Annotated in this window: 14 protein-coding genes; 6 read left to right on the top strand and 8 right to left on the bottom strand. The window is 71.0% G+C overall.

Annotation, left to right across the window (positions count from 1 at the left end; all coding sequences use genetic code 11):
* Positions 1-6: 6 nt before the first annotated feature.
* The 4 genes from AMK21_RS18040 to afsQ1 form a co-directional block, all read right to left on the bottom strand.
* Complete coding sequence (locus AMK21_RS18040) at positions 7-579, bottom strand: VanZ family protein (RefSeq protein WP_073879055.1); 573 nt, start codon at positions 577-579, stop codon at positions 7-9.
* A gap of 65 nt (positions 580-644) precedes the next feature.
* Positions 645-1,280: a hypothetical protein gene (locus AMK21_RS18035; RefSeq protein ID WP_073879053.1), complete on the bottom strand. Its 636-nt coding sequence runs from the start codon at positions 1,278-1,280 to the stop codon at positions 645-647.
* Positions 1,277-2,818, bottom strand: coding sequence for a sensor histidine kinase (locus AMK21_RS18030; RefSeq protein WP_073879051.1), 1,542 nt, complete (start codon positions 2,816-2,818; stop codon positions 1,277-1,279). The genes AMK21_RS18035 and AMK21_RS18030 overlap by 4 nt, the downstream gene beginning before the upstream one ends.
* On the bottom strand, positions 2,815-3,492 hold the full coding sequence (afsQ1, locus tag AMK21_RS18025) for a two-component system response regulator AfsQ1 (protein ID WP_078533099.1): 678 nt from the start codon (positions 3,490-3,492) through the stop codon (positions 2,815-2,817). Before afsQ1 ends, AMK21_RS18030 begins: the two co-directional genes overlap by 4 nt.
* A gap of 224 nt (positions 3,493-3,716) precedes the next feature.
* Here afsQ1 and AMK21_RS18020 point away from each other — a divergent pair, with 224 nt between their 5' ends.
* The 4 genes from AMK21_RS18020 to AMK21_RS18005 all read left to right on the top strand — a co-directional run bounded on the left by AMK21_RS18020 (position 3,717) and on the right by AMK21_RS18005 (position 8,745).
* Positions 3,717-4,508 (top strand): SigE family RNA polymerase sigma factor, encoded by a 792-nt coding sequence (locus AMK21_RS18020; protein WP_073879049.1) that lies wholly within the window; start codon positions 3,717-3,719, stop codon positions 4,506-4,508.
* A 298-nt stretch (positions 4,509-4,806) separates the two neighbouring features.
* A complete protein-coding gene (locus AMK21_RS18015) occupies positions 4,807-5,319 on the top strand; it encodes a hypothetical protein (protein ID WP_374194622.1) in 513 nt (170 codons plus the stop codon).
* A gap of 83 nt (positions 5,320-5,402) precedes the next feature.
* Positions 5,403-7,670 (top strand): hypothetical protein, encoded by a 2,268-nt coding sequence (locus tag AMK21_RS18010; RefSeq protein WP_073879045.1) that lies wholly within the window; start codon positions 5,403-5,405, stop codon positions 7,668-7,670.
* Positions 7,671-7,731: 61 nt separating this feature from the next.
* Positions 7,732-8,745, top strand: a complete 1,014-nt coding sequence (locus AMK21_RS18005; protein ID WP_073879043.1) for a hypothetical protein — start codon at positions 7,732-7,734, stop codon at positions 8,743-8,745.
* A 9-nt stretch (positions 8,746-8,754) separates the two neighbouring features.
* Here the strand turns inward: AMK21_RS18005 and AMK21_RS18000 are convergent, their stop codons facing one another.
* Positions 8,755-9,465, bottom strand: a complete 711-nt coding sequence (locus AMK21_RS18000; protein ID WP_073879206.1) for a uridine kinase — start codon at positions 9,463-9,465, stop codon at positions 8,755-8,757.
* A 60-nt stretch (positions 9,466-9,525) separates the two neighbouring features.
* On the opposite strand from AMK21_RS18000, the gene AMK21_RS17995 reads away from it, so the two are divergent.
* The gene (locus AMK21_RS17995; protein WP_073879041.1) at positions 9,526-9,948 is read left to right on the top strand and encodes a hypothetical protein; all 423 of its coding nucleotides are present in this window, start codon (positions 9,526-9,528) and stop codon (positions 9,946-9,948) included.
* A 72-nt stretch (positions 9,949-10,020) separates the two neighbouring features.
* Here AMK21_RS17995 and AMK21_RS17990 read toward each other — a convergent pair whose 3' ends face one another.
* Genes AMK21_RS17990 through deoC form a run of 3 tightly spaced genes read right to left on the bottom strand, consistent with a single transcriptional unit; the run spans position 10,021 to position 13,321 of the window.
* Positions 10,021-10,938, bottom strand: a complete 918-nt coding sequence (locus AMK21_RS17990) for an aldehyde dehydrogenase family protein (protein ID WP_073879039.1) — start codon at positions 10,936-10,938, stop codon at positions 10,021-10,023.
* A complete protein-coding gene (locus tag AMK21_RS17985) occupies positions 10,928-12,367 on the bottom strand; it encodes an aldehyde dehydrogenase family protein (RefSeq protein WP_073879037.1) in 1,440 nt (479 codons plus the stop codon). Before AMK21_RS17985 ends, AMK21_RS17990 begins: the two co-directional genes overlap by 11 nt.
* 6 nt (positions 12,368-12,373) lie before the next feature.
* A complete protein-coding gene (deoC, locus tag AMK21_RS17980; RefSeq protein ID WP_073879205.1) occupies positions 12,374-13,321 on the bottom strand; it encodes a deoxyribose-phosphate aldolase in 948 nt (315 codons plus the stop codon).
* A 128-nt stretch (positions 13,322-13,449) separates the two neighbouring features.
* Between deoC and AMK21_RS17975 the strand changes: the two genes are divergently transcribed.
* Complete coding sequence (locus AMK21_RS17975; protein WP_073879035.1) at positions 13,450-14,094, top strand: PH domain-containing protein; 645 nt, start codon at positions 13,450-13,452, stop codon at positions 14,092-14,094.
* Positions 14,095-14,099 lie beyond the last annotated feature (5 nt).

Raw genomic sequence — 14,099 nt, 5'->3', positions numbered from 1 at the left:
ATCGCTCTACGGGGCGATGCCGACCCTGGTAATCGTCGGGGTCGAACCCCCAGAGGCCTCGTCCCTGAGACGGGTCTCCTGCCGGTACCGGGGCAGGTCCCGTACGCCCGGCACGCCCCGGCGGCGCAGCCGCGCCCGGCACACCGGGACGACCAGCAGATGGGCCAGGACCACACCACCGGTGTTCAGCAGCACCGAGTCGATGTCGACCACCTGGCCCGGCACCCCGGTCTGGCCCAGCTCGATGGCGAGCGAGATCAGCGCCCCGGCCGCCACCGTCCGCAGCAGCGACACCCAGGGCGAGACGAAGATCCGGCCCCCGGCCATCGGCAGCAGCACCCCGAGCGGGGCCAGCAGGAGCAGCGCCCCGCCGATCCGGCGCGCGGCCTCGCCCGGGCCGAGCGCGAGGTCGGCCCTGATCGAGGCGAGTGGCTCGAAGTTGGCGGCCGTGATCCAGGGCACGTCCAGCGGGCGCAGCGTCAGCCACCCGACGAACAGCAGATGCGCGAGGAGGAGAGTGACCCCCGCCGCGCGGAAGTGGATGACGGCCTGACCGTCCGAACCTTGACGCACGTCCACCAAGACGCCACGACCGGCAGGATCGGTTCCGTGACTTCGCCGGGGGCCTCGCGGTGTTCGGACGCTCAGTCCAGGTCGAGCACGTCCGGAGCGGTCCCGTCCTGCGGCCGTGCCTTCGTCTGCGAGGTGCAGAGATAGCCGCGCGGCGGGTACTCCCCGGGGCCGCCGAGGACCACCGAGCCCTTGGTGACCAGAGCCTCGTTCTCCGCGTACGTGCACACCAGCTGGGCCAGTGCCTCCTCCGAGAGGTCCTCGGGCTGGCTGCTCAGCCGCAGGGTGCCCGCCGGGTCGCCGGCGCGGGAGGGCTCCACCCGCAGCCCCGCCGGGACCGCCGTGGAGAACCCGGCCCGGCGCTCGCTCTCGGGCGGCGCCTGCTGCACCTGGGCCAGCAGGGCCCGGGCGGCCACCAGCGCGCCGGAGCCGGACGTGCCGGCCGGTACCGGCCGGTCCACGGTCACCAGCTGTGAGGCGCACACCAGGTACACCGGTGCCGCCACGCTGTCCGGGGACCGGGTCGTGACATCCGACGAGGGCAGCTTGCACGGCACCCGGGACGGCGCGGCCCCGGCGTCCACGGGCACGGACGTGGTCCGGATCCCGCACCCGGAGGCCAGCGCGACGGCCGCCAGCAGGGCGCCCAGTACGGCGACGGCCCCGCGCCGTCGCGGGGCACGCGGCAACGGCCGGACCACACCGGTCATGACGCCCCACCGTCCTCAATGTCGTCGCCCTGCCCGCTGCCGCCGTCCGCCCCGCCGCCGGTCAGCGCCGAGGCGTCGCGCGGCAGCCGCAGGACGAAGACCGCTCCGCCGTCGGGAGAGTTGGCGGCCGTGATGTCACCGCCGTGGATGTGCGCGTTCTCCATGGCGATGGAGAGCCCGAGCCCGCTGCCCTCCGAACGCGGCCGGGAGGCGCTGGCCTTGTAGAACCGGTCGAAGACGTGCGGCAGCACCTCCTCGGGGATACCCGGACCGTGGTCCCGTACCTCGATGACCAGCTCCTCGCCCTCGATCCGTACCCTGACCCCCACCGGCGAACCCCCGTGCTTGAGGGCGTTGCCGATCAGATTGGCCAGGATCACGTCCAGGCGGCGCGGATCGAGGCGGACCATCATGCCGCGCTCCGCGTCCAGGTCCACCGCGTCCAGCCAGGCCCGCGCGTCGATGCACGCGGTGACCTGGTCGGCCACGTCGACATCGTCCAGGACCAGGCGGGCGGTGCCCGCGTCGAAGCGGGTCACCTCCATCAGGTTCTCCACCAGGTCGTTCAGCCGCCGGGTCTCGCTGACCACGAGGTGCACGGCGGGCGCGATCATCGGGTCGAGGCTGTCCGCCTCGTCCTCCAGCACCTCGGCCACCGCGGTGATCGCGGTCAGCGGGGTGCGGAGCTCGTGCGACATGTCGGCGACGAACCGCCGGCTCGACTCCTCCCGCGCGCTCATGTCCGCGACCTTCTTCTCCAGCGAGCTCGCGGTCCGGTTGAACGTACGGGAGAGGTCGGCGAGTTCGTCCGTACCGGAGACGGTGAGCCGGGTGTCGAGCTTGCCCTCCCCGAGCTTGCGGGCCGCGTCACCGAGTCGCTGCACGGGCCGCAGGACCGTCGTCGCGGCGGCCTGGGCCAGCAGTGCCGAACCGATCAGCGCCAGGGTGGTGGCGATCCCCAGCGACCAGGCCAGCGAGTTGAGGTCCTGCCGCTCCTGGTCCAGGGACTTGAGCATGTACCCGGTCGGGCCGCCGCCGATGATCCGCGTACCGGCGACGAGGTACGGGGTGTCCGTGATGCTCGTCCGCTGCCAGAACAGGTGGTACTCGTGCTCGTTGTCCGAGTTCAGCGGCTGCTTGCGGGCCACCTGCTTCTGCAGCGAGTCCGGTACGTCGTCCCGGGTGAAGGTGTCCAGGTCGGAGAAGCCGACGATCGGCTTGCCGCGCTCGCGCTCGTCCACCAGCAGCACGCTGTAGCCGGGGCCGCCGGAGGCCATCTGCCCGGCGGCCCGCTGGAGGTCGTCCTTGGTGGGCCGCACCGGCAGCGCCGCCGCCGTGTCCTGCATCTGCCGCCGGAAGTCGTCGAGCGCGGTGTCCTGCGTACGGGTCAGCACGGCCTCGCGGTTGAGCCAGTAAGCGATCCCCGAGGCGGAGACCGCGGCGGTCAGCGCCACCAGCGCGAACACCACGACGAGCCGTAGCCGCAGACTGGTCCAGCGCAGCCCCGCGCGCAGGGACCGCTTGGTTCTCTCCGTCACTGAGGCGAGTCCAGCCGGTAGCCCACGCCCCGCACCGTACGGATCAGGGTCGGCGAGGACGGCACGTCCTCCACCTTGGCACGCAGCCGCTGGACACAGGCGTCCACCAGCCGTGAGTCGCCCAGGTAGTCGTGCTCCCACACCAGGCGCAGCAGCTGCTGGCGGGAGAGGGCCTGGCCGGGCCGGCGGCTCAGCTCCAGCAGGAGGCGCAGCTCCGTCGGCGTGAGCTGCAGATCCTCACCGCCCTTGGTGACGGTCATGGCGGAGCGGTCGATGACCACGTTGCCGAAGGTCGCCGAGTCGGTCGACTCGCGCTCACCGCGGCGCAGCACCGCCCGGATCCGGGCGTCCAGCACCCGGCCCTGGACGGGTTTGACCACATAGTCGTCCGCGCCGGACTCCAGTCCCACCACGACGTCGATGTCGTCGCTGCGCGCGGTCAGCAGAATGATCGGCAGCTGGTCGGTGCGCCGGATTCGCCGGCACACCTCGAAACCGTCGATCCCGGGCAGCATCACATCCAGCACGACCAGGTCGGGGCGCTGCTCACGCAGCAGCTCCAGGCCGTCCTCTCCCGTCGCCGCGGTGGCCACACGGTGGCCCTGGCGTGACAGTGAGAGTTCGAGGGCCGTGCGGATGGCGTCGTCGTCCTCGATCAGCAGCAGGAAAGGCACGAGCGTCATTCTGGCCCATGGTGGCGCTTCAGTTCGACCTGTGGCCCGGTCCCGTTGCCCGGACACGGCCGCGACCGCTGCCGGGCACGGCCGCAACTGCCCCTGTGACAGGCCTGTGACAGTCGGGGGACAGCGCGATGAAACTGCCCCGGCAAGCTCTTGGTCAGCAGGAAAACGCAGGGAACGAACGGACTTCACCGATCTCCACCGATAGGGGGCGCGAGATGAACGCACTGCACAGCACCAGCTCAAGCGCGGTTGTGACGCGTCTCCACGACGTCGGCCGGAGTGCGGAGAAGTCCGGTGCCACGAACGTGCGGGGGTGTGTCCGGGGGGCCGGGCGTCAGCACCTGCCGTCACAGTCGACTGCGGAGCAGGCGCGTAAGTCGTACATGACGGTGGTCGACGCCCCCACGGGGGAAAGCACGGGGAACAACGGGGGAAGCGCGTACGGGGAGGTCCCGGGGGACCGCACCCGGACGGAGACCGAGGCCGCCGAAGCGGCGTTCACGGCCTACGTCCAGGAGCGGCGGTCCTCCCTGTACGCAACCGCCTACCACCTGACCGGCGACCGCTTCGAGGCCGAGGACCTGTTGCAGAGCGCCCTCTTCTCGACGTACCGGGCGTGGGACAGGATCAGCGACAAGGCGGCGGTCGGCGGCTATCTGCGCCGCACCATGACCAACCTGCACATCAGCGCCTGGCGCCGGCGCAAGCTGAACGAATACCCGACCGAGGAGCTCCCGGAGACGGTGGGCGACACGGACGCGATGCGCGGCACGGAGCTGCGGGCGGTGCTCTGGCAGGCGCTCGCCCGGCTGCCCGAACTCCAGCGCACGATGCTGGTCCTGCGGTACTACGAGGGCCGCACCGACCCGGAGATCGCGTCGATCCTCGACATCAGTGTCGGCACGGTGAAGTCGAGCATCTGGCGGTCCCTCCGCCGGCTGCGCGAGGACGAGGTCCTCAGCTTCGGACGTGACGAGCAGGAGTCCTTCGGCGAGCTGGTGGCCTGAGGCGGCGGGGGAACGGGGGGACGGCCACTGCTTCGGGGGAGGCAAGGGCTACGGGGGAGCAGTGAAACGGGTCCGAGGGGGGCCCGGGGGAAACACGGGGGAAACGGTCCGTCGCTTCGGGGGAGGCGCCGGCCACGGGGGAAACGCAGCGGGGTCGTACGGGCCGGGGGGGCCTGTACGGCCCCGTTCGCTGTGCGCGGGCCGGCTTCGGTCCCACGTACGGGTGGCGGAAAAGGTGCTTGTTAGTCTGAGCGGATCACGTCAAGCGTGGGCGTTCGAGGGAACTCATGGGGGCCAAGTGAGCAGCGAGGCAGGCGATCGGACAGCGGAGGGCGGCGCGTCGGCCTCCATGCAGCTCAACGAGGCCCCGGACCCGTCGCCGCCTCCCGTGTACGGTCCCTTCGCTCCGGGGCAGGGCCCCAACTCCTCGGTCCAGGTCCCCTACGCCCCCGGATACACACCGCCGTTCGCGCCCGGCGCCCCCTCGCTGGCCACCGACCCGGCGCGCAAGAAGGCCGCGGCCGAGGCCATCCGTACGCGCATCAAGCCCCAGACCAAGAGCGCCGGCGAGTACGCGGACGAGGAGACCTCGGCCGCCGTCAAGGGGCTCGGCGCCAAGGACGGCGACGGGTGGGTCACCTCCCGCGCGCTGAAGGACGCGCACAAGACGTGGGGCGGGCAGGTGCGGTCCATGCTGGGCCGACTCGACGCGGACATCAACAGCTTGAGCGGCGCCCGTCGGAACCTCTTCGGGGCCGACGTGCAGGGCGGGCTGGGCTTTCGCCGGGTCTCCCCGTTCGACAACTTCTGACAGGTGCGGAGCGGGAAGAGCCGACTCGGCGCGTTCATCAGGCATTCCGGACAACAGGGATACCGGACAACGGGGACAAGGGCATGCCCACCTATCACGAGATCATGACGACGGACCTCTCCGCTCTCACCACGGCCGCGGACAAGTGGACCGGCATGGCAGGCGAGTTCGGCAAACAGGAGAAGGCGTACGAGAAAGAGGTCCAGGGCATCACGCTGGAGCGGACCTGGATCGGCCAGAGCGCGGACGCCGCCAACGCGCAGTTCCGGGTCATGCTCAACGAGTACCGGGCGGCCCAGACCCAGGCCAAGGCGATCGCCTCACTGCTGCGGGACGCGCACACCCAGTTCACCGAGTTCAAGAGCAAGCTCCAGACGGTGAAGGCCGACGCTCTCAAGGCCGACATGCTGATCTCCGACTCCGGCAGGGTCACCTTCGACATGTCGAGCCTGAGCGAGGGTTCCCGGACCGCCTACCACCACGACCCGGACTACCAGAAGTCCGTACGCGACGCGGTCGGCTCGTGGCAACGGGCGATCGACCGGCTGGTCGCGCAGACGTCGGACGCCGACGCCGGGGTCGAGATCGCGCTGAAGGCCGTGGTGAAGGACACCGACGCCACGGACGGCACCAGGGACGGCTTCAACGCCAAGGCGCTCGGCGACATCGAGACGTACGAGCTGCGCAACACCGAGGAGATAGCCGAGCGCCTGCTCGACGGCAAGAAGGTCTCCGACGCCGACCTCGCAGAGATGGACCGGGCGATGCGGGACCAGGCCGGCGACAAGGTCTTCGCCCAGTCCCTGCTGAACAAGCTCGGCCCGGAGGGCCTGGTCGGGCTGAGCGACGTCATGTCCGACCGGGAGCGGGACGGCGGGTCCTTTGCCGGTCAGTACACCAAGCTCCTCGGCGGACTGGCCAACACGGTCGCGACGGCCACCCAGGTTCCCGGCTCGATGGCGGACGCGGGCCCCGGCTCGGCGAAGTACCAGGCCTGGCTGAACAGCCCTGACGGCGCGTTCTACAAGAACTTCACCGAGGGCCTCAAGGAGGCCGGGGCCAAGAACTACGACTCGAAGACCAACCCGCTGTACGGCTACCGCCCGTTCGTCGAGATGATGACCCGGGCCGACCAGCCGTTCGACGACCAGTTCCTCAACCAGCTCGGCCACGACATGATCGCCGCCGAGAAGGACAACCGGGCCATCTTCGAACAGTGGGGCGGCAACCACCGCGAGGGCCGGGCCGACGCGCTCGACAGCCTGCTCGGTGTGATGAGCAAGAACCCCGACGCCGCCACCGCCTTCTTCGACCCGAAGATGGAGCACGGCCAGGCGCACCTGGACTACCTGGTGGGCAACGGGGACGACGCGCGGGAGTGGCCGAAGCTGAACACCGTGGCCGGCCCCCGGTTGATCATCGAGGACGACCCGCTCAGCCGCCACGGCCTGGGGCTCGCGCTGGAGGTCGGCGCGACGGGAAACGAGCCGGGTGCGCCGCTCGGCAAACCGGGGCCGCACAGCGAGGGGCAGGCCCGGGTCATGCAGGGCATCATCGCCGCGCTGGATCAGGGGACCAAGGGCGACACCGTCCCCGAGGCCCTCAAGGTGCCGCTCGGCCGTGTGCTGAACGACTACACGGCGGACACGCACGCCATCCTGGGCGGGTATGCGCCGGGCAGCCCGAGCGGCCTGGACGACGTCGAAGGATCGGGTGAAAGCGCCTCCATCACCAACGGCAAGGCCAGTCTGCTGCGGGTGATGCGTGGCGTGTCCGACGGTGTGGCCGGTGAGGACGCGGACGGGAATCCCATCAGGGTCTTCGACGCCCTCTACGAGGCGCAGCGCCAGTACGCGGTGGAGTACCTGGATACGGGCGACCGCGTTCCCCAGAGCAGCTTGACCGAGAATGTGACCGGCTGGGATGTCAGGTCACGTGACGTGGGACAGGCCTTCGGCGGCATGAACGCCATTGCCACGGACATGATCCTCGACGTCCGTGACGCCGAGATCGGGAAGATCAACGACCAGGCGCGTTACGGCTACCACGGTTTGGGGGCGGTGGCCAACATGATTCCGCAGGCTGGCGACATCGCGCAGCGGGCCGTGGACGCCGCCATGTACGAGTGGTCCGTCGGTGCCGCGGAGGAGGCGGAACTGGTGGCGAAGGGCCAGGTCAGCGAGAAGACGGCGTGGGGCATCACCAGCACGAACGGCCTCATCCAGGACTGGGCCGACACGCGTGGGGCCTCGAAGGAGAGCAACGCCGTCCGGAACGCCGTCCAGGAAGCGGGACAGAGCTACATCACCGGCCGTGAAGAAGCGTATTCGGCCCTGCGGACCAGGAAGTGAGCACGTGAGCACAGCAGGAGCAGCAGACCGTACGCGTCCGGCGTGGACGGTCTGGGCGGTCGTGGCCGCCGTGGTCGTGGTGATCGCGGGGCTGCTGCACGCCTGGCGCAACACCAACGTACTGACGGCGGACCGGCTCTGCGGGGACCTGGTCTCGGCGGAGAGGGTGGACGCTGTACTTCCGGGGTCCGGGCGTCTGGATGCCGAGGGGGACGGGCTGGATGACGACCTGACGGACACGAGGTGCAGGGTCGAGAAGTCGTCCGTCGTCCTCGGTTCCGCCGAGAGCCGGCTGACGGTGCGGCTCTGGGGGGTACGAGGCTACGATCCGCTGACGTTCGAGAGGGAGCCCTACCCGCCGGGCGCCTCGTTCTTCAGCGGCGAGGTGACCGGCGGGGTCGACGCGTACAAAGCGTGGGTCATGCTGCCCGAGAAGTGCTGGACCGACCGGCCGGTGGTTGCCGAGTTCAGCATCGACGAACCGGCTGCGGACCGCACGGCCTTCGCCGCCCTGGCCACCGACACCGTACGGACCATCGCGGCCCGGACCCGGTGCGGCGACCTCCCCGAGAAGCCCGGGACGCTCGTGCCTCCGCGCTCCGACGCCGCCCGCCCGGTCTCCGAAGGACAGGTGTGCGGCCTGGACGGCCTGACCGTGGCGGGCCAGGTGCCGACGGGGACGAAGGTGCTCGAAGAGGGGCAGCAGGCCCCCGCCGCCCTGTGGGCCTGCAAGCTGACTCTGGATGATGAGACGCGTGGCTTTGTCCGTTCGGACGGCTTCATGAAGTACTCCGCCACCCGAGACCCGCTGCTCATCGACGCCATGCGGAAGTCCCCGGGCACGGCCAAGGGCACGGCGCCGGACGGCCGGGAAGCCGAAAACGTCGACAAGGGTGCCGGATTCATCCTGCCCTGCGCTGACGGCGGCTCTCTCTACCTGGCGGTGGATTCGGGGCAGCAGTACCTGGAGGCGAGCAAGCGCCACGAGGACCTTCCGAAGCGGGACGCGTACGTCGCCCCCTTCATGAAGGCCGCCGCCAGAACCTTCGGCTGCGCGGCCCCGGAGGCCGGCTGAGGACCGGCCCTACTCCGGCGCCCCCACCGTCGCCCGGCGGCACCGCCCCGCCGCCGCGGCGGCGAAGCGCCCCAGCGCCTCCTCCTTGCCGCACGGGTGCGCCCCCAGCGCCGTCTGGCGGGCCACGATGCGGCGTTCGGCCCGCATCAGGCGCCAGCCGCGCCGCAGCAGGAACGGGACCGACTTGCGGCCCTCGCGCAGGTCCCGCACCAGGCGGCGGCGGAACGTGGTGGAGGGGCGGCCGCGCAGGCAGAGCGCGTCCGCCAGCAGGCCCAGTTCCTGGCAGCGCCCCACGATGTCCGCCGCGAAGATGCCCTCGGCCACGAAGAGCGGCGAGCGCTCGATGTGGAAGCCCTCGTGGCCCGTACGGGAGCTGGTGGCGATGTCGTACACCGGAACGTCCGTACGGCCCGACCGGCACAGCTCGGCGATGGCCGCCACCGCCGCGTCCGCGTCCCAGGACGCGGCGGAGTCCCAGTCGATGTCAAGGGAGCCGGGGACCCGGGGCAGCGTGGGGTCGTCGTGCTCCTTGTAGAAGTCGTCCAGACGCAGCACCGGGAGGCCGGTGCGGGCGGCCAGGACGGACTTGCCGGAGCCGGAGGGGCCCGCGAGCAGCACGACGCGGGTCGGGATCGGTTGGGAACGGGAACTCACAGAACAGAAGTGTGAGGCATTGACCCGCGCAGGGGACCACCCGGGCCTCCTGTTGGTATCCAGCATCACACCTCAACTACTCTTCGCGTACGGACGATTACCCGACGAGGTCGATCAGGTGGAAACATGGCACTTCACGCACGTAAGCCCGAACGCCGCGCCCTGCTGCGCGCCGGTCTGACCGTGACCGCGCTGGGAGCGGCCCTGGGGGCCGGTGCGGGCGCCGCCCAGGCCGCTCCTCAGCTACCCCCGGTCGCCGAGATCCCCGAGCAGGGCACCGCGGCCGTCCAGGCGGTCACCGAGAGCGCCGGGCCCGCGGTGACCAGCGCGCTCGGGACCTCGCTGACCAACAGCATCCGGCCCGTCACGAACCTCCAGCTGCACCCGCTGGCCAAGACCGGGGTGGACCCGCTGGACAACGCGGTCGGCACCCAGGTCGCCGACTTCCAGCCGGTGTCGACGGCGATCCTCACCGACCCCCTCACCAGCGGCGGTGCGATCGACGACCTGCCGGTGGTGGGGACGGTGACCCGGCTCGTCACGGGCTGACGCCTCCCGCACGCCGAAAGGGACCGCCCCGGTCGTGGGGGCGGCCCCTTTCGTGTACGACGGCGAAGAACGTCAGTACGACGAACCCGAGGCCCCCAGCGCACCTGTCGGGTGCCAGACCGTCTTGGTCTCCAGGAAGGCCGTCAGCCGGTGCGTGCCGGGCGCGGCCAGCCAGTCGGTGGACGCGTCCGAGCCGTCCGCCTCGGCGGGGAGGGGGCGCAGGACCCGCTTCAGGTTGTCCGCCGCCGCGATCTCCAGCTCCTCGGCCAGCTCCGCGCCGGCGCCGGTGAGGTCGATCGCGTTGACGTCCTGGTGGGCGGCGAGCGGGGCCGCCAGCTCCGCCGTGGCGCCGGACAGGATGTTGACCACGCCGCCGGGGACGTCGGAGGTGGCCAGCACCTCGCCCAGCGAGAGCGCGGGCAGCGGGGCGTCGGCCGAGGCGATGACGACCGCCGTGTTGCCGGTCGCGATCACCGGGGCGATCACCGAGACCAGGCCGAGCAGCGAGGACTTCTGCGGCGCGAGGACGGTGACGACACCGGTCGGCTCAGGCGTGGAGAGGTTGAGATACGGGCCCGCGACCGGGTTCGCCCCGCCGGAGATCTGCCCGATCTTGTCGGTCCAGCCCGCGTACCAGACCCAGCGGTCGATCGCCGCGTCGACGACGGCCGCCGCCTTGGACTTCGACAGCCCCTCGGACGCGGCGACCTCGCGGACGAACTGCTCCTTGCGGCCCTCCAGCATCTCGGCGACGCGGTAGAGGACCTGGCCGCGGTTGTACGCGGTCGCGCCCGACCAGCCGCCGAACGCCTTCCGCGCGGCCACGACCGCGTCGCGCGCGTCCTTGCGGGAGGACTGCGGCACGTTGGCGAGCCACTGGCCCTTGGAGTCCGTCACCTCGTACACCCGGCCGCTCTCGGAGCGGGGGAACTTGCCCCCGACGTACAGCTTGTAGGTCTTGAAGACGCCAAGACGGTTGCTATCGGACATCGAGGTACGCCTCCAGGCCGTGGCGGCCGCCTTCGCGGCCGTAGCCCGACTCCTTGTAGCCGCCGAACGGCGACGTGGGGTCGAACTTGTTGAACGTGTTGGCCCAGACGACGCCCGCGCGGAGCTTGTTCGCCACCGCGAGGATGCGGGAGCCCTTCTCCGTCCAGATGCCCGCCGAGAGGCCGTACTGGCTGTTGTTGGCCTTGGCGACCGCCTCGTCCGGGGTGCGGAACGAGAGCACGGAGAGGACCGGGCCGAAGATCTCGTCACGGGCGACCGTGTGGGCCTGGGTGACGTTGGTGAAGAGGGTCGGCGCGAACCAGTAGCCCGACGACGGCAGTTCGCAGGGGGCGGTCCAGCGCTCCGCGCCCTCCGCCTCGCCGGTCTCCACCAGGGCGGTGATCCGGGCGAGCTGCTCGGCGGAGTTGATCGCGCCGATGTCGGTGTTCTTGTCCAGCGGGTCGCCGAGGCGGAGGGTCGAGAGCCGGCGCTTCAGCGCGTCCAGGACCTCGTCCTGGACCGACTCCTGGACCAGCAGACGGGAGCCCGCGCAGCAGACCTGGCCCTGGTTGAAGAAGATGCCGGTGATGATGCCCTCGACGGCCTGGTCGATGGGGGCGTCGTCGAACACGATGTTCGCGCCCTTGCCGCCCAGCTCCAGCGTGACCTTCTTGTCCGTGCCCGCGACCGAGCGCGCGATGGCCTTGCCGACGGCGGTCGAGCCGGTGAAGGCGACCTTGTTGACGTCGGGGTGCGTGACGAGGGCCTCGCCCGCGTCCCCGTAGCCGGTGAGGATGTTGACGACGCCCTTGGGGAGTCCCGCCTGGCGGCAGATGTCCGCGAAGAACAGTGCGCTCAGCGGGGTCGTCTCGGCCGGCTTCAGTACCACTGTGTTGCCCGTGGCGAGCGCCGGGGCGATCTTCCACGCGAGCATGAGCAGCGGGAAGTTCCACGGGATGACCTGGCCCGCCACACCCAGCGGCCGGGGGTCGGCCCCGTATCCCGCGTGGTCCAGCTTGTCGGCCCAGCCCGCGTAGTAGAAGAAGTGCGCGGCGACCAGAGGGAGGTCCGCGTCGCGGGTCTCCTTGATCGGCTTGCCGTTGTCGAGGGTCTCCAGGACGGCCAGCTCACGGCTGCGCTCCTGGATGATCCGCGCGATCCGGAACAGGTACTTCGCGCGCTCGGAGCCGGGCAGCGCCGACCACTTCTCGAACGCCTTCCGCGCCGCCTTCACGGCCCGGTCCACGTCCGCCGCGCCTGCCTGCGCGATCTCGGAGAGCACCTCCTCGGTGCTCGGCGAGACGGTCTTGAAGACCTTGCCGTCGGCGGCCTCGGTGAACTCACCGTCGATGAACAGCCCGTACGAAGGGGCGATGTCGACGACGGAACGGGACTCCGGCGCCGGTGCGTACTCGAATGCGGATGCCATGGCGTATCAGTCCACCGTTACGTAATCGGGGCCGGAGTAACGGCCGGTGCTGAGCTTCTGGCGCTGCATCAGCAGGTCGTTGAGGAGGCTGGAGGCGCCGAACCGGAACCAGTGGTTGTCCAGCCAGTCCTCACCCGCCGTCTCGTTCACCAGCACCAGGAACTTGACCGCGTCCTTGGTCGTGCGGATCCCGCCGGCCGGCTTCACACCGATCTGGACGCCGGTCTGCGCCCGGAAGTCGCGGACGGCCTCCAGCATCAGCAGCGTGTTGGCCGGGGTGGCGTTGGTGGCCACCTTGCCGGTCGAGGTCTTGATGAAGTCCGCGCCCGCCAGCATCCCGAGCCAGGAGGCCCGGCGGATGTTGTCGTACGTGGACAGCTCACCGGTCTCGAAGATGACCTTGAGGCGGGCGGCCCCGCACTCGGCCTTGACGGCCACGATCTCCTCGTAGACCTTCAGGAACCGGCCGGAGAGGAAGGCCCCCCGGTCGATCACCATGTCGATCTCGTCGGCCCCCGCGGCCACGGCGTCGCGGACGTCCGCGAGCTTGATGTCCAGTGCGGCGCGGCCGGCCGGGAAGGCGGTCGCCACCGACGCCACCTTCACGCCGGAACCGGCGAGCGCGGCGGCGGCGGTGGCCACCATGTCGGGGTAGACGCAGACCGCGGCGGTGCGCGGGGTCGTGCGATCGAGCGGGTCGGGGTGGACGGCCTTGGCGGCGAGAGCCCGGACCTTGCCCGGGGTGTCCGCGCCTTCCAGCGTCGTCAGGTCGATCATCGAGATGGCGAGATCGATCGCGTACGCCTTGGCCGTCGTCTTGATCGAACGGGTTCCGAGGGCGGCGGCGCGCGCTTCGAGGCCGACGGCGTCGACGCCGGGCAGCCCGAAGAGGAAGCGGCGCAGCGCACTGTCGGACGCCGTCGCGTCGGAAAATGCGGGAGCAGTGGTGGGCATGGTCACCAGGGGAGCATATCTACGCGCGTAGCGACCTGTACAGGGGGCCGCGCCAACCGTGCGCATCGCCACACGTGCCCTTGGGGCAGATGACCCCACCTCCGGGTCGGTCAGGCAGAATCGCCCCCATGACGAGCCCCACACCCCCCGCAGAGCCGCAGTTCGCCGACCGGACCTACCGCTCGACATCCGCGCTGGTCTGCGGGGTGCTGCTCCTCGCACTGGTCGCCGTGATGGCCGGGGACGCCCTGTTCCGGGGCGAGGGACAGGCGCCGTGGCTGGCCCTGGCCGCCCTGCTCACCGCCGTACCGCTGATCGTGGCGTTCACCCTGCGGCCCGTCGTCTCCGTGAACGACGAGCGGATCCGCGTCCGCAACCCGTTCCGGACGATCCAGCTCCCCTGGACCGAGGTCGCCGACGTCCGGGCCGGCTACTCCTCCGAGCTGATCGCCGCCGGCGGCACCAAGTACCAGCTCTGGGCGGTGCCCGTCTCGCTGCGCGACCGCAAGCGGGCCTCGCGCGCGGCGGGCCGGGCGCCGCACAAGGACGCCTACGGCCGCTTCTCGCCGGGCGCGGCGGCCGACGCCCACCGGCACAGCGCTCCGCCCGTCGCGGCCGCCGACCAGACGATCATGGAGCTGCGGGGGCTCGCCGAGAAGGCGGGCGACCCGGCGGGCGAGGCCACCACGGGCGCGGTGCGCTGGGCGTACGAGGTGATCGCGCCGGCTGTCGCAGGGGTGGTGCTGTTCGTGGTGCTGGTGGCGATCGGCTGAGGCCC

The organism is Streptomyces sp. CB00316, from assembly GCF_001905595.1.
Taxonomy (GTDB): Bacteria; Actinomycetota; Actinomycetes; order Streptomycetales; family Streptomycetaceae; genus Streptomyces.
Note: the sequence above shows the minus strand (reverse complement) of the source record. Positions and strands in the feature narration are given on the sequence as shown.